The 24,524-nt window shown below is 33.3% G+C and carries 24 protein-coding genes; 12 read left to right on the top strand and 12 right to left on the bottom strand.

Annotated features, from left to right (window positions below; translation table 11 throughout):
- Positions 1-25: 25 nt before the first annotated feature.
- From H593_RS0111595 to H593_RS0111575, 5 genes are all read right to left on the bottom strand, one after another.
- On the bottom strand, positions 26-913 hold the full coding sequence (locus tag H593_RS0111595; RefSeq protein WP_186826676.1) for a mechanosensitive ion channel family protein: 888 nt from the start codon (positions 911-913) through the stop codon (positions 26-28).
- A gap of 2 nt (positions 914-915) precedes the next feature.
- Positions 916-2,229, bottom strand: coding sequence for an ABC transporter permease (locus tag H593_RS0111590; protein ID WP_028872597.1), 1,314 nt, complete (start codon positions 2,227-2,229; stop codon positions 916-918).
- 1 nt (position 2,230) lies between these two features.
- Positions 2,231-3,157 (bottom strand): ABC transporter ATP-binding protein, encoded by a 927-nt coding sequence (locus H593_RS0111585; RefSeq protein WP_028872596.1) that lies wholly within the window; start codon positions 3,155-3,157, stop codon positions 2,231-2,233.
- A gap of 280 nt (positions 3,158-3,437) precedes the next feature.
- Positions 3,438-4,574 carry a molecular chaperone DnaJ gene (gene dnaJ / locus H593_RS0111580; RefSeq protein WP_028872595.1) on the bottom strand — a complete coding sequence of 379 codons (1,137 nt, stop codon included), beginning with the start codon at positions 4,572-4,574 and terminating at the stop codon, positions 3,438-3,440.
- 52 nt (positions 4,575-4,626) lie between these two features.
- The gene (locus H593_RS0111575; RefSeq protein WP_028872594.1) at positions 4,627-5,172 is read right to left on the bottom strand and encodes a nucleotide exchange factor GrpE; all 546 of its coding nucleotides are present in this window, start codon (positions 5,170-5,172) and stop codon (positions 4,627-4,629) included.
- A gap of 159 nt (positions 5,173-5,331) precedes the next feature.
- Here H593_RS0111575 and H593_RS0111565 point away from each other — a divergent pair, with 159 nt between their 5' ends.
- Positions 5,332-6,006 (top strand): YceI family protein, encoded by a 675-nt coding sequence (locus H593_RS0111565; RefSeq protein WP_028872593.1) that lies wholly within the window; start codon positions 5,332-5,334, stop codon positions 6,004-6,006.
- 131 nt (positions 6,007-6,137) lie between these two features.
- Here the strand turns inward: H593_RS0111565 and H593_RS0111560 are convergent, their stop codons facing one another.
- Positions 6,138-7,205: a methyltransferase gene (locus H593_RS0111560; RefSeq protein WP_028872592.1), complete on the bottom strand. Its 1,068-nt coding sequence runs from the start codon at positions 7,203-7,205 to the stop codon at positions 6,138-6,140.
- A 211-nt stretch (positions 7,206-7,416) separates the two neighbouring features.
- On the opposite strand from H593_RS0111560, the gene H593_RS0111555 reads away from it, so the two are divergent.
- From H593_RS0111555 to H593_RS20825, 4 genes are all read left to right on the top strand, one after another.
- Positions 7,417-7,938, top strand: coding sequence for a hypothetical protein (locus H593_RS0111555; RefSeq protein WP_028872591.1), 522 nt, complete (start codon positions 7,417-7,419; stop codon positions 7,936-7,938).
- 103 nt (positions 7,939-8,041) lie between these two features.
- A complete protein-coding gene (locus tag H593_RS0111550; RefSeq protein ID WP_037052198.1) occupies positions 8,042-8,905 on the top strand; it encodes an RluA family pseudouridine synthase in 864 nt (287 codons plus the stop codon).
- Between the two features lie 587 nt (positions 8,906-9,492).
- The gene (locus H593_RS0111545) at positions 9,493-9,717 is read left to right on the top strand and encodes a hypothetical protein (RefSeq protein ID WP_028872589.1); all 225 of its coding nucleotides are present in this window, start codon (positions 9,493-9,495) and stop codon (positions 9,715-9,717) included.
- A gap of 491 nt (positions 9,718-10,208) precedes the next feature.
- Positions 10,209-10,376: a hypothetical protein gene (locus H593_RS20825; RefSeq protein ID WP_157588839.1), complete on the top strand. Its 168-nt coding sequence runs from the start codon at positions 10,209-10,211 to the stop codon at positions 10,374-10,376.
- A 357-nt stretch (positions 10,377-10,733) separates the two neighbouring features.
- On the opposite strand, the gene H593_RS0111535 is transcribed toward H593_RS20825, so the two are convergent.
- Entirely contained in the window at positions 10,734-11,009 is a 276-nt protein-coding gene (locus H593_RS0111535; RefSeq protein WP_037052194.1) for a winged helix-turn-helix transcriptional regulator, read from the bottom strand.
- A 150-nt stretch (positions 11,010-11,159) separates the two neighbouring features.
- On the opposite strand from H593_RS0111535, the gene H593_RS0111530 reads away from it, so the two are divergent.
- Together H593_RS0111530 and H593_RS20115 are read left to right on the top strand one after the other, a co-directional pair.
- Complete coding sequence (locus tag H593_RS0111530) at positions 11,160-11,672, top strand: VOC family protein (protein WP_028872587.1); 513 nt, start codon at positions 11,160-11,162, stop codon at positions 11,670-11,672.
- Between the two features lie 186 nt (positions 11,673-11,858).
- Positions 11,859-12,608: a DUF6090 family protein gene (locus H593_RS20115; RefSeq protein ID WP_028872586.1), complete on the top strand. Its 750-nt coding sequence runs from the start codon at positions 11,859-11,861 to the stop codon at positions 12,606-12,608.
- Positions 12,609-12,699: 91 nt separating this feature from the next.
- On the opposite strand, the gene H593_RS0111520 is transcribed toward H593_RS20115, so the two are convergent.
- On the bottom strand, positions 12,700-13,422 hold the full coding sequence (locus H593_RS0111520) for an energy transducer TonB (RefSeq protein ID WP_028872585.1): 723 nt from the start codon (positions 13,420-13,422) through the stop codon (positions 12,700-12,702).
- A gap of 92 nt (positions 13,423-13,514) precedes the next feature.
- Positions 13,515-15,668: a TonB-dependent receptor gene (locus H593_RS0111515; RefSeq protein ID WP_028872584.1), complete on the bottom strand. Its 2,154-nt coding sequence runs from the start codon at positions 15,666-15,668 to the stop codon at positions 13,515-13,517.
- A gap of 157 nt (positions 15,669-15,825) precedes the next feature.
- Between H593_RS0111515 and H593_RS0111510 the strand changes: the two genes are divergently transcribed.
- On the top strand, positions 15,826-16,506 hold the full coding sequence (locus H593_RS0111510) for a lysoplasmalogenase (protein WP_028872583.1): 681 nt from the start codon (positions 15,826-15,828) through the stop codon (positions 16,504-16,506).
- A gap of 136 nt (positions 16,507-16,642) precedes the next feature.
- Here the strand turns inward: H593_RS0111510 and H593_RS0111505 are convergent, their stop codons facing one another.
- Positions 16,643-17,914 carry an NAD(P)/FAD-dependent oxidoreductase gene (locus tag H593_RS0111505; RefSeq protein ID WP_028872582.1) on the bottom strand — a complete coding sequence of 424 codons (1,272 nt, stop codon included), beginning with the start codon at positions 17,912-17,914 and terminating at the stop codon, positions 16,643-16,645.
- 134 nt (positions 17,915-18,048) lie between these two features.
- Between H593_RS0111505 and H593_RS0111500 the strand changes: the two genes are divergently transcribed.
- Together H593_RS0111500 and H593_RS0111495 are read left to right on the top strand one after the other, a co-directional pair.
- Complete coding sequence (locus tag H593_RS0111500) at positions 18,049-18,543, top strand: RNA polymerase sigma factor (RefSeq protein ID WP_028872581.1); 495 nt, start codon at positions 18,049-18,051, stop codon at positions 18,541-18,543.
- A gap of 4 nt (positions 18,544-18,547) precedes the next feature.
- On the top strand, positions 18,548-19,186 hold the full coding sequence (locus H593_RS0111495) for a hypothetical protein (RefSeq protein ID WP_028872580.1): 639 nt from the start codon (positions 18,548-18,550) through the stop codon (positions 19,184-19,186).
- A 348-nt stretch (positions 19,187-19,534) separates the two neighbouring features.
- On the opposite strand, the gene H593_RS0111490 is transcribed toward H593_RS0111495, so the two are convergent.
- Complete coding sequence (locus H593_RS0111490) at positions 19,535-20,335, bottom strand: lysophospholipid acyltransferase family protein (RefSeq protein ID WP_028872579.1); 801 nt, start codon at positions 20,333-20,335, stop codon at positions 19,535-19,537.
- Positions 20,336-20,475: 140 nt separating this feature from the next.
- Positions 20,476-21,114 carry an NUDIX hydrolase gene (locus tag H593_RS0111485; protein ID WP_028872578.1) on the bottom strand — a complete coding sequence of 213 codons (639 nt, stop codon included), beginning with the start codon at positions 21,112-21,114 and terminating at the stop codon, positions 20,476-20,478.
- Between the two features lie 6 nt (positions 21,115-21,120).
- On the opposite strand from H593_RS0111485, the gene H593_RS0111480 reads away from it, so the two are divergent.
- Both H593_RS0111480 and H593_RS0111475 read left to right on the top strand, forming a co-directional pair.
- Positions 21,121-21,828 (top strand): peptidylprolyl isomerase, encoded by a 708-nt coding sequence (locus H593_RS0111480; RefSeq protein WP_028872577.1) that lies wholly within the window; start codon positions 21,121-21,123, stop codon positions 21,826-21,828.
- 452 nt (positions 21,829-22,280) lie between these two features.
- Positions 22,281-24,452: a M3 family metallopeptidase gene (locus tag H593_RS0111475; protein ID WP_245585044.1), complete on the top strand. Its 2,172-nt coding sequence runs from the start codon at positions 22,281-22,283 to the stop codon at positions 24,450-24,452.
- Positions 24,453-24,524 lie beyond the last annotated feature (72 nt).

Here is a 24,524-nt window from a genome sequence, read left to right as displayed (position 1 = left end):
ATTTTTTATTCGTTCTAATTTAACCTTATTTCAACTTGGGTTTTTGAATGATATGAATATCTCTCTGAGGAAAAGGAATAGAAACGTTATGCTCTCTAAACAATCTATCAATTTCAAAACGTATATCACTCTTGGGAAATTGTGCTTTAAAGCTATCTCCTAATGAAAAGATAAGTTTAAAGTCTAACGAGCTCTCTCCAAAGTTGGTAAAAACTACAATAGGCTCAGGAGAACTAATGACATCTGGATGCGTGCTAGCCGCTTGTAATAATATTTTTTTAACCAACTGAATATCACTTCCATACGCCACTCCTACTTGTACATTTTCTCTTGTTACAGTTCCGTTTTGTGTCCAATTGTATAAACTATTTTCTAAGTACAAATGATTTGGTATTACCAATACTTTATTATCAATAGTTACGGCCCTTGTAGTTCTCAATTTTATTTCTTCAACACGTCCAACCTTACCATCAATCTCAATAATATCTCCAACATGTACCGTCTGGTCTATTAAAATAAACACACCCGAAATAATGTCTTGAAATAAGGTTTGTAATGCTAAACCAACACCAATTAATAGTGCTGCAGACGCAGCAAAAACAGCTGTAACATTAATACCTACCGTATGCAAGGTAACTAGTAAAATTACGACATAGATTAACCATCTAAAATAACTAAAAACAACATTAAATTTCCCTTTGTCAATTGGCGGAAGATTTCTTGTAATAATTCTCAATACGAGTCTAAGAATTAGGGTTGTTATAAAAATAACAGTTATGACAATCACAACATCAAAAATAGAAATACTTATATCTTTTCCAAATTCGACATGCTGTTTCATAAATGCTTGAGTATTTTCCCAAACAGAACTATCAGTTATCGCTTCTTCTATTGTAGAAAAGTCTTGAATCATATTTAATATTTAATCCATTTATACAATTCTTTATAACTAGGCTTCTTACCATACATCAAAATACCTACTCTATATATTTTAGCGGCGAACCATACTGTAAACACGAATGTACAAACCAATATAGCAAACGATAAGACTTGTTGCCAAATGGGAACACCAAAGGGGATGCGCATTAACATGACAACTGGAGAGGTAAATGGTATAAAGGAAAACACAGTAGACACTGTGCCATGAGGATCTTCAATTACAGTAAAAATTCCAACATAAACTGCTAGAATTAATGGCATTAAAATTGGCATCATAAATTGTTGCGTATCTGTTTCATTATCAACTGCTGCTCCAACTGCGGCATACAAAGAACTATACAATAAATATCCACCTATAAAAAAGAACATAAAAGCAACAACTAAATTACCAATTGGTAAATTAAAGAAAGACTGCAACCCTAGTTGTATCTCATTAGCAATTTTAGGATTTTGCATTGCTTCATTCATGATGTCTTGCTGCGGTGTTTGTAATTCGGTTAAACTTACTCCAAGAATGGCAGACAATACGAGCATTAAGATACTTCCTAATAGGACCCATATCGCAAATTGTGTAATTCCTGCTAGAGAGGTTCCTATGATTTTACCCATCATCAATTGTATTGGTTTTACCGATGAAATGATGACTTCAATTATTCTACTTGTCTTTTCTTCGATAACACTTCGCATGATCATGTTTCCGTAAATAATGATAAACATAAACAACAAGTATCCTGCTGCTCCACCAAAAGCGAGTTTTAAATAACTATCAATTTTAGATGTTTTTTCGCCTGTGAAAGTTTCTTGCGCAATAGTAATACTTGTTTTAGAAGCGGCAATCTTTTCTAAATCTACGCCATCATTAAACAATTTATTATCTGATAATTTCTTTTCTATTTTCTCTTCTAAACTAGACATGATGCCCAATGAAGGTGACTCATCTGAGAAAAATTGCACACGAGATAATACATTTTTAGGATCACTACTTTTTTCAATATAAAGTAAGCCAAAATCTTCTTTAGATTTTGTGAGTTCTTTAGCTATTTTCAGACTTGTATCGGTTAAAATTGTATACGTAGTATACTCTGTATTTTCAAAAACATCACTTAAAACTCCTGTCTCATCTAATACAGCAATAGTACGCTCTTTATCATTATTTAATTGAGATAGATATGCGACAACCGCAAACAAGGCTACCATAACTAGCGGACTTACAAACGTCATAATAATGAACGACTTGTTCTTCACCTTTGTGAGATACTCTCTTTTTATAATGAGTGGTAAATGGTTCATCTTAGTTGTTCTTTACAGTTTGAATAAAAATATCACTTGCACTTGGAATCACTTCTACAAAATGATGTACTTGTGCTTTAGACGTTAGAAATGACAATAAATCATTAGATGTGTCTGTTCCATTAAGTTTAATATTAAGTTTTACATCATCATTTAGGTTTCTAAATGATGATGGCAATACTTCAAACTTTTCTTTTATAGTGTTAGTCACCATTTCAACCGTATCTGTTTGCAATCCTACCTCAAACGTATTGGTTTTAAATTGACGTTTAATATCAGTCAATTTACCATCCAATACTTTATTAGATTTATGAATTAAGGCGATATGATCACATAGTTCTTCTACTGACTCCATACGATGTGTTGAAAAAATAACAGTAGCTCCTTCTTCTCTTAATTGGAGAATCTCATCTTTAATCAAATTAGCATTTATAGGATCAAATCCTGAAAATGGTTCATCAAAAATCAATAATTTAGGCTGGTGTAAAACCGTTACAATAAATTGAATTTTTTGCGCCTGACCTTTACTTAGTTCCTGGATTTTTTTATTCCACCAATCTCCAATTTCTAATTTATCAAACCAATATTTTAAACGTTCTTTTGCTTCTGTTTTTGACAAGCCTTTAAGCTGTGCAAGATATAAAGCTTGCTCACCAACTTTCATAGACTTATAAAGCCCACGTTCTTCTGGTAGATATCCTATATTTCTAACATGCTCAGGTTTTAAAAGCTCACCATCTAATAAAACGCGACCTGTATCAGGCATCATAATTTGATTAATAATTCTAATAAGTGTCGTTTTACCTGCACCGTTAGGTCCCAATAATCCAAAAATACTTCCTTTTGGAACTGAAATAGAAACGTCGTTAAGCGCCCTAAAATCTCCAAAGTTTTTAGATACTGAATCAGCAACTAATAGGTCATTCATATATTATTTTAAATTGATTGATTGTAATAGCAGTAAAGATAAAAATGTTAATGACGTAAAGTATCCTTATTAACTTAATTTTTTTGACTGTATTAGTATTATGCTAGAGAAAAAATATGAATCTAAGTTCTCACACTTACAGCAACTTATACCTAAAAACAAAACCCACCCTCAAAACAAATTAAGGATGGGAAAAAAATTGCTATGAAAAAGAAAAATTATCACTAATCGAAATTAGTGATGAATCAAATATAGTGTTTTTTATTAAAAACTGTCTTTTTTATGAAAACATATCTTTTACTTTTTCAAAAAATGATTTATCTGTACTTTCTGGCTTTGGGTCAAAATGCTCATCATTTTTCATGCTTTCAAAAAATTCTTTTTGCTCTTTATTCAATGTTTTTGGTGTCCAGACATTAACGTGAACTAATAAATCTCCACTTCCATAACCATTAATACTCGGGATTCCTTTACCTCGTAAGCGTAAAATTTTACCCGATTGCACTCCAGCATCTACCTTAATTCTAACTTTACCAGTAACAGTATCAATTTCTTTAGATGTTCCAAGCACAGCATCTGGTAGGCTCACATACATGTCGTAGTGTAAGTTATCACCTTCGCGTTTTAATGTTTCATGTTCTTTCTCTTCTATGACAACCAAAAGATCGCCAGAGATACCATTTCCGGGTGCTTCATTACCTTTTCCAGTAACCTTAAGCTGCATAGAATCTACAACTCCAGCAGGTATTTTTACAGATACCGTTTCTTCTTGAACTTTTAAACCTTGACCATCAGCATCAGATGGTTTTTTATCTATACTCTGTCCTGCGCCTCCACATGTAGGACAAGCAGCAGCTGTTTGCATACGACCTAAAATAGTATTGGTGACTCTAGTCACTTGGCCTTGCCCATTACATGTTGAACAGGTTTTATATGTTGTTCCTGGTGCTTGAACTTTACGTTTTACTTTTATTTTCTTCTCAACTCCATTAGCGATTTCCTCTAAAGTTAAAGACACTCTAATTCTTAGGTTACTTCCTTTAACACGTCTTTGGCCTCCGCCAAAACCGCCTCCAAAGCCAGAGAATCCGCCTCCGCCTCCAAAGCCTCCACCTCCAAAAATATCACCAAACTGGCTGAATATATCATCCATATTCATACCAGCTCCACCACCACCAAAACCACCAGATCCATCAAAGGCTTGGTGACCAAACTGGTCATAGCGTGCTTTTTTATCGGCATTACTTAAAACTTCGTAAGCTTCTGCAGCTTCTTTAAATTTTGCTTCTGCATCTGCGTCATCCGGGTTTTTATCTGGATGATATTTGATTGCCATCTTACGATAACCTTTTTTTACTTCTGCAGTAGATGCACTTTTATCAACTCCTAATATTTCGTAATAATCTCTTTTTGCCATACTTGTATGCTTAACCTTTTCCGCAGAAAAAATTTTTAGTTTTTATTATTAATTATTGTCCGATTACAACTTTAGGAAAGCGAATTACTTTCTCTCCAAGTTTGTATCCTTTTTCAACAACATCAATAATTTTTCCTTTTAAATCATCTGTTGGTGCAGGGATCTGCGTTATTGCCTCATGATCGTCTGCATTAAAGATATCACCTGGGTTTACTTCTATTTTAGCTAATCCTTTGTACTCTAAAGTTGCAATTAACTTACTGTAAATCAACAAGACACCTTTACGTAACTCCTCAGCTTCTTTATCGTCTTCAATATGCAATAAAGCACGCTCAAAATCATCAAGAACTGGCAATATAGAGACTATAACCTCTTCATTTGCAGTCTTAAATAAATCTATGCGCTCTTTAGTTGTACGTTTTTTATAATTTTCAAATTCTGCAAAAAGACGCATAAACTTGTCTTTCTCCTTTGCTAAATCTTCTTTAAGCTGTTCTTCAACGGTCAACTCTTCGACTAAAGAACCTTCAATAATCTCATTTATATAGTCTTGAGTTTGCGATTCTTCTATATCTTGATTTTTATCTTTTTTACTCATTTTCTTGATTTTTTTCTCAATCTTCAATTTAAAGATGGCAAAAGTACTGCCATTATTATTAAAATGTCAAAATGTCACCAAAATATTTTATTCGGAATTGCAGAAGCTATGAGCAATACTTATTTTTGCTATCAGTAAACATCTAAAACAAAACAGAATATGACGACAAAATTTTTAAAGTTCTCAATACTTTTAACCATTGCCATTGCCTCTACAAGTTGTAAAGATAAAACAACAGAAGCCAATACTAGTGATGCAGAAGCTGCAGCTGTGAGTGCAAGTACATCTCAAAAATACACAGCAAATGTTGCAGAATCTTCAATAGAATGGAAAGGTTTTAAACCTACAGGAGCACATAATGGAACTATTAATTTAGACAATGGAATCTTTAAAACAGACGACGGTAAATTACAAAGTGGTACTTTTTTAATTGATATGACATCTATCACTGTAACAGATCTTGAGTCTGGTGATGGTAAAGAAAGTTTAGAGTCGCATTTAAAAGGCACTATAGAAGGTAAAGAAAATCACTTTTTTGATACCGTAAAATTCCCAAGTGCAGAATTTGAAATTACAGGAACTGAAGCTTCAGCTGCAGGACAATCAAGACTTTCTGGCAACTTATCTATAAAAGGTCAAAAGCATAACATTTCATTCCCTGTTACTATTACTAATAATGGAGACCTGATGACTATTGAAAGTGAAGCATTCACAATTGACAGAACGAAATGGGGAGTTAATTACGGATCAAAATCTATATTTGATGATCTTGGTGACAAATTCGTCAATGATGATATGGAATTGAAAATTATGATACTAGCCAAAAAATCTTAGATCGCTAGCCAACTCTTAAATGGCATATAATGATAAAAGCATCCACGTTTGTGGATGCTTTTTTTATTGACTTCGGAAATTTTAAAACTTAAAAATTTGTAATACAATAATTCAAAATGATTCATTGAGAATCAGATATGCTTCAACACCCAAAGCTCTACCTCTTCCAATGCTCGCCAATGCTGATCTCTTTTAGTTTTACTCGAGGCAGGTTTTACTGGTTTTTTGAAATATCGCTCCAGTTGAAATCGATTACCGTTCATCAGTTCTGTTTCTATAGGATGCGCTGCAGTTACATTTGTTATTTGCGCTAAATTTGAAAATATGACTACCAGTTGACCTTCTGGTAATAATCTCTTTTTCGCCTCGGCAAAGAAGTTTTCAAATAAAGTTTTATCATAAAAAATCGCTTCATCAATACGCTCCAATTCTCGAGTCTCTGGCAACCATGGTGGGTTAAAAACTATTAATTCAGTCTGTTTTATCCATTTACCAAAAAGGTGTGCACAATCTAGTTCTATCTTTCTAGAAAGTTTTGTGTTCCCCATGTATTCTCGAAGTCCAAAAATCGCATTAGGGTTGATGTCTGTTGCAAATACCTTTTGAAACTGGTGATTTACCATTTGCATAGACAATACACCACAACCAACTCCAACATCTATTACTGTCTTTTTTTGACCTTTATAATGTTTTAAAAAATTATCAAAAAGAACTAAATGTTCAAAACGTGTAGGAAAATATGTGCCATAATAAGGTTTTAATTTATTTCGCAAAACAGGTAAAGAAACTCCTTTTTCATGCCACTGCCAAGCGCTATTTAAACCTTGAACTTGAGGAAATGTTAATAAAAAGTGTTCATTGTCTGGATAAAACTCACTTAACCAACCAATATTAGGAGATTTCTTTGGACTTAGTTTTTGATCCACAATTTCTAAAACAACTAAATTTGAAAGTTTGTGATATTCTGCACGATAAGCCTGCTGATCCTTAAAAGAAGAATTTGGCAACTTTAATTTGAGATCCTTATGCAATTCAGCAAGAAGGCTAATTCCATCACTATAAAACGTTTGAATTAATATGAACTCACCTTGCCTCAGGCTTTCAATAGTTCCTGCAACAGCATCTCCTTTTTGAAAGGTTTTTAGTTGTTCATCAACCTTAATCGGCTCTGGTTTGTTTATGTCTTGGATAGTAATCATGGGTAGTTTAATTTTGGATAAGATAAACAATACTCTTTCGCAATTATCGTGTTTATCGTTTAATGTTAAAATGAATTATTTAAATAAATAAGTGCTTTAGAAGCAGGTTATTTTAAAACTTATCTTTAAAAAAAATAGTCTAACTTAAGTCTTTCAAAGTTACAACTGTCAATATTTTAACATTGCACGAAACACTAAAAATAACTGAGAAATGAAAAAGATCATGTTAATACTACTATTCTTAAGTTTCATTTTAAATGGACATGCTCAAGATGAGACCAACAAACTCAAACTTCACAGTATTTCACTCGCTCCTTTAAACCTATACTTTGCAAACAGGGATGGCGGTTTTGTTGTAAATTTAGATGTTGGTTTCAATTACGGGAAACATATTTTTAAAGTGTATGCTGGTCAAGGATCTCAATTCAAAATAAATTTTATTGGAGAAGCTATACAGGATAGTTTTGACGAATACAATATTATGTATGGTCGAGAATTACAAATAAACGAATGGCTTCATATTGACTTTTTTGGAGGACTTGGCTTTTTCAATTTTAAATATGATGAAAATTCTCGACGTGAATACACAAAAGGAAGCGTTGGACTTCCTTTACAAAGTAAAATTAGATTTAATATTAATAAGAATGTTGCTCTAGGACTACAATTACATAGCAATATAAATAGTGCTACTTCTATTTATCAACCTGGAATATTTGTGCAATGGAGGCTATAAACTCATTCTTCTAAAATTTAAAAGATTTCAACACTTGGCGTTTAAAATAAATTGCAGAACTTCGTATCCTTGTGACTATTGATCATAGTATAACAACACCACTATAAAAAAAACCGAAACTCATATTGTTCCTAAATTATTTGCCCCTATTCGGTTACAAGAGTATGGCGTAGGTATTTTCGATGTAGCTTTAACAAAATCTGCATTAAAAAAAGCACTTAAGAAACGCTATATTAAGGTCAATGATGTTGTTGCAACCTCAGCTACTTTTATCAACGGTGGAGAACGCATTAGTTTATCCATTTCAGAAGAAATCAGTTTAAAGAAAAAATTAATCCTTCAACTCAAGGTATTATTTGAAGACGATCATTTAGCCGTAATTCATAAACCCGCTGGCATTTTAGTTAGTGGCAATAGTTTTAAAACCATTACCAATGCATTGGTAAGAAATATAAAAAGAAGCACACTTCCTGACGCTACAAAACCTCAACCTGTTCATCGTTTAGATTTTGGGACTACAGGGGTTTTGTTAGTAGGAAAAACGAGCAGTAGCATTCGAGCTTTAAATAAGTTGTTTGAAGATAAGGATATCAAGAAAACCTACTATGCAACTGCTATTGGTGAAATGGACTCTGAAGGAGAAATCACTACCAACATTGATGGTAAGGCTTCAAAATCTAATTATACGCTTTGTAAAACTGTCCTTTCCAAAAGATTTGGAACACTCAACCTATTACGATTAGAACCTCAAACAGGGAGACGACACCAACTACGCAAACATCTATCACATATTGGCCATCCTATATTGGGAGATAAAGTTTATGGAGTTGAACCTTTAATTTTAAATGGTAAAGGCTTGTATTTACATGCGTATTCATTACAGTTTACACATCCTTTCACACATGAACAACTATTTTTAAAAGAGGAGTTACCTGAACGGTTTAAAAAAATATTTGATTCATTATAGTCGGTACTTCAATAGCCTCAAACCAAAGTAAAATTCCTATTTTTTTGTTTAAAACATACACGTAAATACACGTATTGACTTTCTTAAAAAAAAGCCACTAACTTCGTTTTGAATTGAATTTTGACAATTGAAAAAATCGATACCCTAGTGCAACTTAGGTGTCATTATGAACTATAGATACATGTAAAAAATGCCACCAGAAATTGGATTCTTGGTGTATACTATTCTTTTTATATCTGTTAGTTTTATTATATCACTTTTAGTGAATAGATTTTTTAAATTTGAGTGGGTTGGACATTAAAAAATAACGATACCTAATACTAGACATCATTAATGGGTTGCTATGCATGTACTCTTAAAATAATGAGCATTCCTTTCTGTTTCGTTTTCTTTCTATCATTTAAAATTTAAGAAATTTCAAAGTTTGACTTTCTAAAAAAAAAAGTCGAACTTCGTCTAACTTTGGTTTTTACAATTGAAATAGTGGATATTACAATCCAATGTGACTTATTAAAGTCAAAGGTGATATAAGTACGTATAAAACTTATCTCAACTCTAATATATTCCATAAATAAATTATTAATATTATGAAATTAAACTTATTGTCTTGTGATGCTCAGCGTCCAGATAGAAGAGCCATAGCCAAATGTATTGTAGAGATTTCATCTAATGTTAGTGCCTCTTTATCCAATGAACTCACAGATATACTTTTAGAAGGAGACGCTGTAGATATTGAGATGGAAGACAAAAACTCTGGTTCTGCTTTAAGAGCTTTGCGAAAATTAAGTATTGATTACGAAATTATAGAATAAACAAAACTACTGGTAAAAATCATTTCTTAGGCTTTCCATATAATTTTTTCTTACACTGGCATCAACGTCATTAATTAAGTCTACCAATGTGTGTGACCATGTTACGACAATTCTATTGATATCGTATTTAAAACTGATGTCTACTATATTATTTGCTACTGCATAAAAAAAACCCTAACCAAATGAAACTGTTAATAGTCTTAGGAATTATTGCTTTCATTGCTTTTTCGGTTTGGTATGTCAAACGAAATGGCGTTACAGCGAACTACCAATCTCAATCAAAATAAATTTTGACTAAACAAGACAAACCTATTGACTTTGGTTATAAAACTGTTTGGATTGCGGTGAAAACATCTGATAAGCAGCAAATAGCTAAAATTCTTAATATCAAAAATACCCGACCTTCAAACTAGAAAAGCAGCATTAATCATGCTTATGAAAATAGTATTTTCATTACACCTCAAATAGGAGAATGAACTTTAGTCGTTGAAATGAAATTAGCAACTGGAGATCGTAAAGAAAGAATATTAAATAAATTAAGTACAAAATTCGGAGAAGCCCAATTCATTGGCACACATAGAGTTGTAGAATACCATAACTGGATGCGTTCATTAAATGGGACAACAAAACGAATTTATGCTTACATCGGGAAACGTTGAGAAAACATCAAAGTCTTTGGAACTCCAACTAAAATCGAGAATGATTTAAATTTCTTTAATTCACTTTCTATAGAAGCCCAATCAGACGATTATTGGGAACGTAAAGACTTAGATTATGCAAATGAGGAGTTGATTATGAAAATTGCTGAAAACTGGAGCATTAATCCACGAAGTTAACAGAGCGCACTGATATCATTAATGAGTTAGGAATCATCGGAGAATAGAGATATTCATTTTAATCCTAAAAGGATTTAAAACTTGACTGTCTTCAACAAATAGTCCAACTTTAAATATCCATAATTGAGACCATTGGTTGCTAAACGTCTGGCCAACACATTTAACATTTGGCCTATTCAATTAATTCTGACAATCTTCAAAACCCCATTTATCCATATGTCTTAAAATACTCTCAAGTGATTTTCCTCTATTGCTTAACCTGTATTCTACTTTAGGAGGAACTACAGGAAAAACTTTTCTAAAAATAAGCCCATCTTTTTCCAACTGTCTTACTGTTTGAGTAAACATTTTATTTGAAATACCTGGAATTTTCTTTTGCAGTATTCCTGATCGCAAATCACCTTCTAATAAATGAAATAAAATTAAAGGCTTCCATTTTGTTCCTATTAAATTCATTGTATAATTTAACGGACAACTATTATCTTTATTCAAAATTTATATAATTGATAATCATTATTTTACTCATTTTAGTAAGTATAGTACTTTTTAGTAAGTAATTGCTTATAATACAAATATAAACTAATTTTGCAATCTAAATTATAACGTATGTCAACGACTAAAAATTATCCTAAATCATTTTCACATATTGGACTAACAGTTCCAGATATAAAAGAAGCCCTAAAATTCTATTCAGAAGTAATGGGTTGGTACGTAATTATGGAACCATCAAAAGTCAAAAAGGAAAAGGAGACCGCTATTGGTAAAATGTGCATTGACGTTTTTGGAAACGATTGGACTGAATTTGAGATTGCTCATTTAGCAACTTCAGATGGCATTGGAATTGAATTATTTTCCTTTCCGAATGGAATTAAAGAAGCACCTGAATTTAGTCCTTTTAATACTGGTCTCTTTCATTTTTGTTTACAAGACCCAAATATTGAGGAACTCATTGATAAAATTGTAGCTTATGGGGGAAAGCAAAGAATGCCCATTAGAGCATACTACCCAAATGACAAACCATTCAAAATGTGCTATGTTGAAGACCCATTCGGTATTGTTTTTGAAATCTATACGCATAGTTATGAATTGACGTATTCTTCAGGTGCTTATTCAAAATAAAAATCGGTTGGCAACACTAAGTAAAATTCATTGCTAATGTTGTGTGTGCTCTCAAAATCCTAGAGATTTCTCTCTGGCTCGTTTTCTTTTACTACTTTAGCTGCTAGATAGTACAACTAATAGACATATTAGGCAGTGCTTATTCATGACCAACCTATAAGATTTAAGCTTTCTCGGAAAACACATATGATAAAAATTTTTAGAAAAATTCGTCAAAACGCACTTACAGAAGGCAAAACTGGAAAGTATTTGAAGTATGCATTAGGAGAAATAATTTTAGTAATGATTGGAATTCTTTTGGCGCTACAAGTAAATAACTGGAATATAGAGAGAACAGAGGATGTACGAGAGACAAAGTATCAAGCGAATATAGTTCTTGACTTAAAGAAAGATTTATTAAGATTGGATTTCTTAATTGAATTTAGAAAAAACAGACTGCGTGGTGACCAAAGATTGATACAACAAATCAATGGTACGGCTACTAACAGCTTAACTGAATTAACAAAAAATGTTGTCAATACATTAATGGAAGAAAATTTCTCACCAAACAATACTACCTTTTTAGAGCTATCAAATTCTGGAAACCTTAATCTCATCTCAAATGATTCTATAAAATTGCTTTTACTCGAATTAGAAGAACTTTATAAAAAAAACACATTAAACATAGCTCATGAAACATTTGACTACAGAGAGTACATTTCAAAACCTGCATCCAAACATTTAGATATAGACCAGCTATTCCCCGTATTTATAAAAACAAAAACCGTTGAAGAACAGAACATAACCTTAGATAGTTTTAATGGTTTATTAGACAGTAGAGAGTATAAAAACGGTTTAGTTATCATGTCTTTTATGTCAAGTTCTCATATCTCAGCATATGAAAATATAAAAGCAAAATCAGAAACCATAATTGAAATAATACAACTTAAACAATAACGAAAACAAAATACCACCTATCATCTACACTAGTTTTAGAGCTATTTATTTCATTAAAAAACAATCTCTTTTTAATTTAAAAAAGAAATTCTTACTCGTTTAGCACAAAACTAATAGGAATACTATAAGGTACACTTACAGCTATACCACGTTGTTTACCGGGTATCATTTTTGGTAAGGAGCTTATAATACGCTCCGCTTCTTTTTCTAATATTTTATCTGGACCTCTGCTCTTAACCTTGGCTACATATCCAGTATTATCTATAATGAATAGCACATATACCTTACCATATATCCCCAACTCTAAAGCTGCATCTGGATATTTAAAATTTTTTCTAACATGAGCTTTTATAGCGTTTTCGAAACATTTTCTTTGCTCTGCTTTTGCCCTATTTTCACAACCTGGAAATACTGGAATATTTTCGATAACTGAAAAAGGCACTTCAATATCTTCTTCGACCTCTTCAACTTCTACATCTTCAACTCTCACTATCTCAGCGATAATATCTGTTTGATTCATTTCACTGCTTTCAATAATAGTTTCTTGAATATCAACAATATCTTCAATAACTTTAATATCTTCAGGAACGACGGCTAGAGTAGGTGGCGGTGGCGGTGCACTTAGATTTATGATTTCTATATCTTCATCGATATAATCATCAAGATCAAGAGCCTCTACAATGACATCCTCTTTTTTATAGGATTTATACTCTAATATCAAATAGGTTGATAATAACATTAGGTTTAAACCAATAGCAAAATACAGACTACTATTTCTACTCACATTGACCTCTGGGTTTTTCTTGACTTCCATAACTTTGAGCTTTTTTATTAACTCTAAGTTACTCTGTAACAGACTAAAAAAAAATGACAATTATCATATTGGGCACCTCTAATGACAATATATTAAAGATCATTTAACTGGTTATCACTGCCATCTTCACTAATCGTCCAAAAGAAACCGATAAAGAAGAATTGATCTGCTGCTGGTTTTAAAGAGCGTCTTGCGAAATCACCATTGATATCTGGTGTATTTGCATATTGATATCCGTTGATATTTTTAAACCCTAAAGCATTGTTTACAGAAAGGTATAGAATCTTTTGTGGTGAGATTAAATATGCCCAATTAAGGCTAACACTATTAAAACTCTTTGTCATATCTCCTAAGAAATTCTCAGTATTTGGATTTGTAAACGGTCGTCCAGAGGCATACGTATAACTAAAACCTACTTGACTTTTCCAATCTTCAATCCAGTACTTAGCCACAGCAGAGAAGTTATGCGTGTTCGCAAAGTTAGGCTGTGCTTTAGTAGGGAAATTGCGGTAATCACGTTCTGTATCTAAATACGAATAGCTCAACCAATAATCTACATTTTTGATGCTCTTATTATCTCTCCAAAAAATGTCTAAACCTTGTGCAAAACCAGATCCAGAATTATCATAATTACTTTCAAAACTTTCAAAAGCGGTATCAAATTTCACTAAGTTATCATACTCTTTTCTGTAGAGTTCTGCACGAAATAAGCGTCCGTCGTTTACAAATTGATAGTTCATAATGTAGTGCTTTGTGCTTTGTGATTTTACATCTTGTTCAAACTTCAAAGCACTACTATTTGCATTTTGGTAGAAACTTCCGTAAGCCATTGATAACTGTCCATTTTTAGATGTTTTATAAGCAAATGATACTCTTGGCGCCACTTGAAACTCATCAGACAGCTCATATCTATCTACTCTTACTCCTACTTTTGCCGCGAATTTTTTACTAAATATGATATCTGACTCGACAAAAAGTGCAGAGTTATTACTATTAAAGCCATAGCTTACGGGTGAGACGATTTCCGAAGAAAAATGCTCATCAAACTTAGTTGTAAAATGCTCTACTCCAAAATACAATTTAAACCTGCTGTTGAATCGTTTTTTAAATTTCAATTTTACATGAGCAGAATTTTCAGTATCACTAATATCATTATCAATAAATGAGAAATCTGTCTTAGCAATAGTATAACTCAATCCTGTGTTTATGGACCAACCTTTACCCAAAATACCTTGATATGAGGTGTTCCCATAAAAGTTTCTATTATTGAGTTTGAATCTCACACCGTCGGGAGTATTAATATCTTCTTGTATTACATCGAAACTAGCCGTGTCAAAAGCTGCGTAGAACTTTAGGATTCCGTTATTAAACCTCTGCCGAAAGACCGCTTCACCTTGAGCACCTTGATAGGGTTTTTTCCACTCGTTACGATCTGGAAACAAGGCAACATAAGGTCCTAAATTAGTGTAAGACGCTTTAACACTCACTGATGTTTTATCCCATTTCTCGGTACGACCAAGACTAGCTCCAACGGTCATAATCCCAATTTCAGTTTTTTCTTGATCTGGCTCATCAACGGTATTTAATAATAGTACGCTAGAGAGTGCATTACCATACTCTGCAGAGTAACCACCTGTTGAAAATGTAATCCCATTGAACAGAAAAGGCGAGTAACGACCGCGTGTTGGAATATTATTTGGAACCGGAGAATAGGGAGTAAACACACGAATACCATCAATAAAAATTTGAGTTTCATCGGCATCTCCTCCTCTCACAAACAGTCTACCATCCTCTGCCACAGTAGATGTTCCAGGCAATGTTTGTAAGGCTCCAACAAAATCACCTAATGCACTTGCTGTTGTTACGACATCTAATGGTTTTAAAACCGAAACTTTGCTATTATCACTAGCCTCAAAAGTTCCTGCCGAAATGATAACGGCATCCAAATACTCCATATCCTCTTGCAATACAATTTTAACATCTTTAAAGGTTGACACATCTCTTATCATGGTCTTTGTTTCGTATGATAAAAACGAAATGATTAAGCGTTGTGTTCCCGTTTCTTGCGTAGTAAACTTAAAGTTTCCGTTCTCGTCTGTTGTAGCTCCGTCATAAGTGCCATCTAGGTAGACATTGGCTCCAAAAACGGCTAGATTTTTGGTGTCTATCACTTTTCCTTTAATAATGGTTTGTGCATATGTCATTGATGAGATGAAGATTGCGATAAGAGTGATTAATTTACTCATGGTTGATTATTTTAACTATTCGTTTCTTGTACTGAACTATTTTCAGTGTTAATTGATAGGTCAAAAATGAATAACAATCGCAACTAATAAAATTCTATATGACTCAATTGTCAAAAATCAATACCGAATTGCATATTTTTGAGAAATTCAATAATGTATGCTTACATTTTCAGAAAAAAAATTCAGCATTATTTACGGCTTCATTGTCCTTGCAGAATTAATTACAGAGTCTTCAGAAGATTTCGCATCCTTTCATTATGGTTTTAAACCCGCAATCGTAATATCCTTGTTAATTTTCTTTTGGATGCATAGTAAAACGCTCAATAAAAACTTGAGATTAATTACAACCGCTGCTTTATTATTTTCACTAGTTGGAGATGTCCTTCTCATGTTTGTAGAGTCTTCACCAACATACTTCTTATTTGGTTTGGTTGCTTTTCTAATAGCACATGTGATGTATGTCATCGCATTCTTAAAGCATAGAAACAAAACCTTAAATCCATTTGGTTTTATGATGCTTTTAATACTGTATGCTTTGGGCTTGTTTTATCTATTAAATGAAGGTTTACATGAGATGTTTATACCTGTAATAATTTATATGCTCGTTATTTTAAGCATGTCAACATCTGCTTTTTTGCGACAAGGAAATGCGCCAAGACTGAGTTATATATTGGTACTCTTGGGCGCCTTATTTTTCATGATTTCTGATAGTATATTGGCACTAAATAAATTTCATGAGCCACTAGCCTATTCAAATATAAGTATCATATTTACTTATGCTTTAGCTCAATATTTAATCATTATAGGACTTTTGAAATTAGCCAAAGCCTCAGGTTAAACCTGACTTCCTACAGACAAGGATGGGCAGAACCTCTTTTTGTGGCTACTGTGCGTCGTTAAAGTTTATAAAAGCTGTCGTGTAGAGCTTAAACGGAGTTTAGAAAAAAGCCTGCTCCAAGGAAAGCTCAAAACATCTACTTCTTATAAGGCCTAATAATAAGTCGTGCCGCTTTATCAAAATTAATATAGTTATACGTCCAATTAAAGAACACAATAACGCGGTTTCGAAAACCTACAAGTGATATTAAATGAATAAACATCCAAATAAACCAAGCAAAGAATCCTCCAAATTTATAGTGTTTTAAATCTACCACAGCTTTATTACGACCAATTGTTGCCATAGAGCCTTTATCGTTATAGACAAAAGGTTTTGGTGATTGCTTGTTAATAATTCGCATTATATTTTTTGCAAGAAGTTTACCTTGCTGAATTGCAGGCTGAGCGACTTGTGGGTGGCCATTAGGGTAATCTAATGTGCTCATAGAAGCGATATCGCCTAAAGCAAAAATAGTATCGTAGCCCTCAATTTGATTAAAGCGATTCACTACATATCGATTTGCTTTTTCTAACATGGACTCCGCTTTAAGTCCATGCACCAAAGAACCTGTGACTCCTGCCGCCCAAATTAAAGTTTCAGTCTGTAATTTTAAATCAGAATTAGTGGTTACCAGTTTTCCATCATAATCTTTCACAAACACATTCGTGTGCACACGAACACCTAACCTTTTTAGAAACCCCTCTGATTTCTTTGAAGCAGTAGCACTCATTGACGGCAGCACTCTATCTGTTCCTTCTAATAAATGAATTTGCATAATACTACTATCTAAGTCACGATAATCTCTTGGGAGAATATGATTTTTAAGTTCGGCTATTGCTCCTGCCAGTTCGACTCCTGTTGGACCTCCTCCAACAATAACAAAATTCAAATAGGCTTGGCGGTCTTTTATAGAGCTCGTAACAGCTGCTTTTTCAAAATTTTGGAGAATCAAACTTCTAATATTGAGCGCCTGAGGTATGCTTTTCATTGGCATGCTATTAGCTTCGATTGTTTTATTACCAAAATAATTAGTTTTAGTTCCAGTAGCGATAACTAAATAATCATATGTAAGCGTTCCAATACTTGTATTAATTTCATTTTTTTTTGCATTCACATTTTCTACTTCAGCAAGTCTAAAAAATGTATTGCTATTTTTTTTAATGATTTTTCTCAGCGGATATGCAATAGAGTCGGGTTCTAATCCTGAACTAGATACTTGGTATAATAATGGCTGAAACGTATGATAGTTATGCTTGTCCAAAAGAACGACCTGCACCTCTTTTTTCGCTAATGACTTTACTAAATTTACGCCGGCGAAACCACCACCTATTATTACAATTCTGGGGAACTTTGATTCAGGAATATTCATATAAAAAAGCGACTTAATAGGTCATGTCCAAAGATACAATTTATGCCAGTTAAAATCTTATTTTTGATTTAATGTTGAATGAAATGTAACATTTTAAATTTTAATACTACTTATAAGTAACTAACTAATCAAATTTGAATAAAGAACTCGAACATAGTTTTGTAGAATTACTTGAGAAACATCAGAACATTGTGCATAAAGTATGTAGATTATATACCAATAATCAAGATGCTCACAATGATTTGTTTCAAGAGATAACGATACAGTTATGGAAAGCATATCCAAAATTTCGAGGCGATGCGAAGTTTAGTACTTGGATGTATCGGGTAGGATTAAATACCGCAATTACACTATATCGAAAATCAAAGCGTACCATCAAAACGCAAGAGTTTGAAACTGTATCTTTTAAAATAAAATCTGTAGAATATGACGATACCGAAGAGCAGCAACTAAAATTATTATACGAAGCAGTACACCAATTAAATGATATTGAAAAAGCATTAGTACTATTGTATTTAGAAGATAAAAATTATAAAGAAATAAGTGAAACCCTAGGTATTAGCGAAGTTAATGCTCGTGTAAAAATGAATAGGGTGAAGAAAAAATTAAGAACAATATTAAATCCGTGATATTATGGATGAGTTAGACTTATTAAAAAAAGATTGGCAAGCCAACACAACGCAAGTTAATCAACAACTACTGGGTAAGGATATCTACCCCATGCTGCATAAAAAATCGTCATCGATTGTAAAAACGCTATTTTATATAAGCATCGCAGAGCTTCTATTTTGGCTTGTTGCTAATATTTATCCTTTGTTTGCTTCAGAAGATTACCGTGAAGAATTGGTTGCCATGTTTGGCAATGTTACTTTACTAATTGGGATCACCATCTTTAGCATTCTTGTCATACTTGTCTTTGTATATCTACTTTTTAAATCCTACAAGTCTATTTCTGTTACAGATAGTGCAAAAAAACTAATGGAAAATATTCTGAAGACTAGAAAAGTAATAAAGTATTATGTGATTTACAATCTCGTTATGGGGTTTTTATCACTATCAATTGGTTTATATTACACTATTAATTACAATCCAGAAGTAACTGAACAATTTGCTCAATATTCTAGTAAGCAAATGTTTATTGTAACTGTTGTCATGATGCTATTTATTGCTTTTTTCTTACTCGTATTTTGGTTGTTCTATCGTCTTATCTATGGCATTTTATTGAAACGACTTAACAGTAATTACGAGGAGCTTAAGAAGTTGGAAGTGTAATAATGAAACAGATAAAACTCCATATTGAAGATCACGAAAGCTGTTACAAAGTAAATTGTCTAGGTATAAAGAAAGCAGGTTCTAAAGACGAGCTAATACTAAGCTAAAATGGAAATTCTAGCGCGTATTTCATATGTCCCTATTGGTTGGCTTTATTTAAGGATAAGATATCGCAACAAAAAAACCATATTATACTTCAAGGAGAATACGAGAATAGTTGTTATGTTGCTGGCGCAAGGTTAATCTTGAAAACCTTTGAGATATTTCTTTTTTCTGCATTATTAATATTCTTGCTGGTAGTCATTGGACGTTCACTATATAATGCTTTTGCTTAAAACAATAAGACAATTACCAATCGCGTAACTCTCGATTAAGTCGCTCCTTTTCTTCTAGTTCATCTTGTGGAATCACCTTCAAAAATGACGGATGTTGCTCAATAGCATATTCAATTTTTTCTACAATAGAATCGATGGATTCATTGTCGTAATCAATCTCTAGAGGCTCTTTGATTTCAAAAGATTGATAGACATTTTTCTTCTTAACACGCAATCCTTTTTTATCAAATGACCGTCTAAACCCGTCTATTACAATAGGAACAACTATTGGTTTGTACTTCTTTATAATATGAGCTGTACCTTTACGAATAGGCTTAAAAGGCGTCGTAGTTCCTTGCGGAAATGTTATAACCCAACCGTCATCTAAAGCCTTTCCAATGCTAGAAATATCACTCATTTTAACCTGACGATTTACATTTTGACCTTCAGCTCGCCATGTACGCTCGATACTAATAGAACCAACATAAGCTAAAATCTTTGGTAATAAGCCAGATTTCATGGTTTCTTTAGCGGCAACGTAATAAATATTTAGTTTGGGATTCCAAAGATAACCTATATTTTTTATCGAATCTCCACGATCACTTAGACTCGCATTAAATACATGAAACATTGAAATTACATCTGCAAAATAGGTCTGGTGATTTGATATAAAAAGAACATTGTTATCGGGTAGATTTTTAATGATTTCAGAGCCCTCTATTTGAAGCTCATTAAACCCTCTAAACCTGCGGTGCGTAAGAGCTCCTAAAATTCTAATCAACCATTTCTTTACAAAAAGTATGTGCCCAAAAGGGTTTCTTTTAAATAATCCCATTAATTATTTTTGATTAGTAATCCAATTGAAATCATGCATTCATTCGTTTCAATTAGTTAAAAATTACTATTTAAATTTAATTTTCACTGCAAATAAAAATTACTAAAAATTTCAAAAGCAAAATTACAAAAAACTATATTTTATAGTACCATTTTTAACAAGTCTTTTAATTCACTCAGCATCATAGCTGTTGCTCCCCAAACGATATGACCGTTGAGTGTAAATGCAGGAACTTCTAATTCTTTATTCATTGAGGTCATCACATTTACGTCGCTCCTATTATCATCTAAAAAATGAGACAAAGAGACTTCTATCAAATCTTCAACCTCTTCATCTTGCTTTATAAACTGTGGTGTTTGTTGTGTTATTGCTATGTAAGGAGACACTGTGAAATTGCTTGGCGGAATGTACAGCTTAGTCAGCGCCTTCAGTACTTTCATATCTGTAATTGGCACACCAACCTCCTCATAAGTTTCACGTAACGCAGTATATTCTAAATCTGGATCGTCGTCTTCATATTTTCCTCCTGGAAAACCTACTTGAGAAGAATGTACGCCTTTATACGTCTTTCTTAAAATAAGTATAAGATATGTTTCTCCTGCGTCATTTGGATAAAATAATGCCATAACTCCTGCTTTTCTGGCATATTTCATCTTCTCCCTATTCTCATCTATAAGGTCTCTTCTAAAAGGTGGTGACATTTTAAATTGAGAGTCTTCTCCTGGAAGATTTAGATTTTTTATTTTTGAAGCAGATTTTATGAACGTTTCAAAATTCATTCCCTTATGAGGTTTTTTATAATGACAGTATTGTGTTTGGTGATTTTCAATTGTGAAGATAAACAATCTCAAAAGAAAACACCTACCCAAGCAATAGATTCTACGCAGATAAAAAAGGAATCTAAAGCATTAAAAACAGATACAATCCCTGAGGATAATCAAAAAGAATTCCTATTGAATAAGGACAATGCGATGGAATTCTTTTTAGAATATGACAAAAGACATAAAGAGAATAAAGTTCGCATTGTGACTGATTATGGCAACATAGACATCCTGCTGTTTAACGAAACAAAGTTTCACCGTTCTAACTTTATTTACCTAGCAAAAAAAGGCTATTTTAATGATACTCAATTTTACAGAGTGATAGAAAATTACATCATTCAAGGTGGTAGTACAGATAATAGAGAGGTGATGCGCAAGCGACGCTATATTGGCAAATACTTATTACCAACAGATACAAAACGTGGTTTTCATCATGATCGAGGTGTCATTTCTATGCCTAGTAGTGATATTGAAAATCCGTATAAACTGGCGTCACCCTATGAGTTTTTTATCATGCTAAGAGATGTGCATGAGCTGGATGGTGATTATACCATCTTCGGAAAAGTAACTAGCGGTTTAGATGTCGCTGATAAAATTGCAAATGTAGATACAGACGATTCAGACTGGCCTCTTAAAAATGTATACATACGACGTGTTGAGATTTTGGATTGATTTTTATCGCAAAGGTGCAGAGACACAAAGCTTACTCATATGGCGTACTTGTTTCTTATTTCGTACAATCAAATGATTTTTTTCTTCGGAAACACTTAATATCTTACTGTTTTCCTAAAAACCCTCCTCTTCAGCTTCGCTGAATTGTCCTCCCTTCAACCGAAGGAAGTAGCCAGATTTTGCTTATAATTTGACTTTGTCTTCTTTAAAAAGTCAAAAATAGCGATTGAGCCAGCTCCTCCCTTCTTTTGGAAGGGAGGACAGATTTACCGCAGATAAATCAGGAGGGTTTGATATCCAACAGTAAGAAACCCAAAAGCAAACACCTGATACCTGATAACTGATACCTAATACCTGATATTTGATATTTGATATTTGATATTTGATATTTGATAAATTAAGAATTCCAAAACAGCCCAGTTCATCATTTTTAACTACCTTGAAACTCACTAATGCAATACAAAAATATAATGATCTCAAAACCCCTAAAAGCTGCATTTATATTCAGTATCGTTCTGTTTTCTACGTGTAAGGACGATAAAAATTTCGAAGAAAAAATAGTTATGAACGATACCGATAATGTATTACTCCAAAAATGGAAAGGCCCATATCAAGGACTTCCTGCATTTGACAAAATGACTATTGCAGATGTTAAAGACGCTGTGGAAACGGGAATGGAACTCGGTCTTAAAGACATTGAAACCATTTTAAACAACGCAGAAGCAGCTACCTTTGAGAATACAATCGTGCCTTTAGAGGCTTCTGCAAATACACTTAATCATGTGTTTACCTATTACGGTATCTTAAGTAGCAATATGTCATCTCCAGAGTTTAGAAATATTCAAGGTGAATTGGCACCTAAATTATCAGACTACAACTCTAAAATATCCCAAAACGAAAAATTATTTCAACGTGTCCAAGCTGTTTATAATGCGTCTCAAAACAATCCTTTACCAGCAGATCAGCAACGTGTAGTTGATTTAACATACAAAGGATTTGAAATGAATGGCGCTAATCTAAACGCTGAACAAAAAACACGCTATGCAGCTATCAACAAAGAATTATCTTCTTTATACACTGATTTTTCTAACAACGTATTACACGACGAAGAAAACTACGTCACGTATTTGAATAAAAATCAGTTAGGTGGATTGTCTGAATCTTTTATTAAATCTGCGGCAAAAATAGCAATAGACAAAGGAGAAGATGGTACATATGCGATTACGAATTCGCGATCATCAATGGATCCTTTCTTAACCTATTCAACAGAAAGAAAACTGAGAAAAATCGTTTGGACCAACTACTACTCACGAGGTGATAATGCAGATGATTACGACAACAATGCCATTATTACAGCCATTTTAAAACTGCGTAAAGAACGCGTTGGCCTAATGGGTTATGACAACTATGCACAGTGGAGACTCCAAGATCGTATGGCTAAAACACCAGAGCGTGCCATGGATTTAATGATGGCTGTTTGGCCAGCTGCTATTGCTCGTGTGAACGAAGAAGTTGCAGATATGCAAACGGTTGCCAATACTAGTGGAGATAGGCTCAAAATTAAGCCCTGGGATTATCGTTATTATGCTGAAAAAGTACGTCAGAAAAAATATGATTTGGATAGCGACGAAGTGAAGCAATATTTACAATTAGATAAATTAACCGATGCTATGTTTTATGTGGCTGGTCGTCTGTTTAATTATAAATTCACACCAGTCGAAGAAGGGAAAGTACCTGTATTTCATGAAGATGTTACTGTTTGGGAAGTCACAGATAAAGATTCTGGAAAACATATTGGTCTTTGGTATTTAGACCCTTACGCTCGCGAAGGTAAGCGGTCTGGTGCTTGGGCAACAACGTATAGAAGTTACACGTCTTACAAAGGCGAAACTAATGTCTTAGCTTCTAACAATTCTAATTTTGTAAAGCCAGCTCCTGGAGAATCTGTTTTAGTATCCTGGGATGATGCGACAACATTTTTTCATGAATTTGGTCATGCACTACATTTCTTTTCTAGTAACGTGAAGTATCCAACTTTAAATAGTGGAGTAAGAGATTATACAGAGTTCCAATCACAATTATTAGAACGTTGGTTATCTACAGATGAAGTGATTAATCAGTTTTTAGTGCATCATGAAACTGGTGAGCCAATTCCGGCATCATTAGTAGAGAAAATCAAAAAAGCGTCAACATTTAATCAAGGTTTTGAGACTACAGAATATCTAGCATCTGCATTAATGGATATGAAATTACATTTAGCCGATCCAACAAATATCGATATTGACAAATTTGAACGTGAAACGTTAGCTGAATTAAACATGCCAAACGAATTACCAATGCGTCATAGAACACCACAATTTGGTCATGTGTTTTCTGGTGAAGGCTATGCTACTGCATATTACGGTTACATGTGGGCAGATGTCTTAACAAGTGATGCTTCCGAAGCGTTTAAAGAAGCTCCAGGTGGTTTTTACGACAAGGCGGTAGCAGATAAACTTGTGAAGTATTTATTTGCACCTAGAAACTCTATGGATCCTGCGGAAGCCTATCGCCTATTTAGAGGTCGTGATGCTCAGATTGAAGCGTTGATGATAGATCGCGGATTTCCTGTTCCTGTAAAATAAGTGTTCTGTGTTCTGTGCTCTGTGTTCTGTGCTCTGTGCTCTGTGCTCTATGCTCTATTAATTTAAAAAAAC

It is taken from the genome of Psychroserpens burtonensis DSM 12212, from assembly GCF_000425305.1.
Taxonomy (GTDB): Bacteria; Bacteroidota; Bacteroidia; order Flavobacteriales; family Flavobacteriaceae; genus Psychroserpens; species Psychroserpens burtonensis.
Note: the sequence above shows the minus strand (reverse complement) of the source record. Positions and strands in the feature narration are given on the sequence as shown.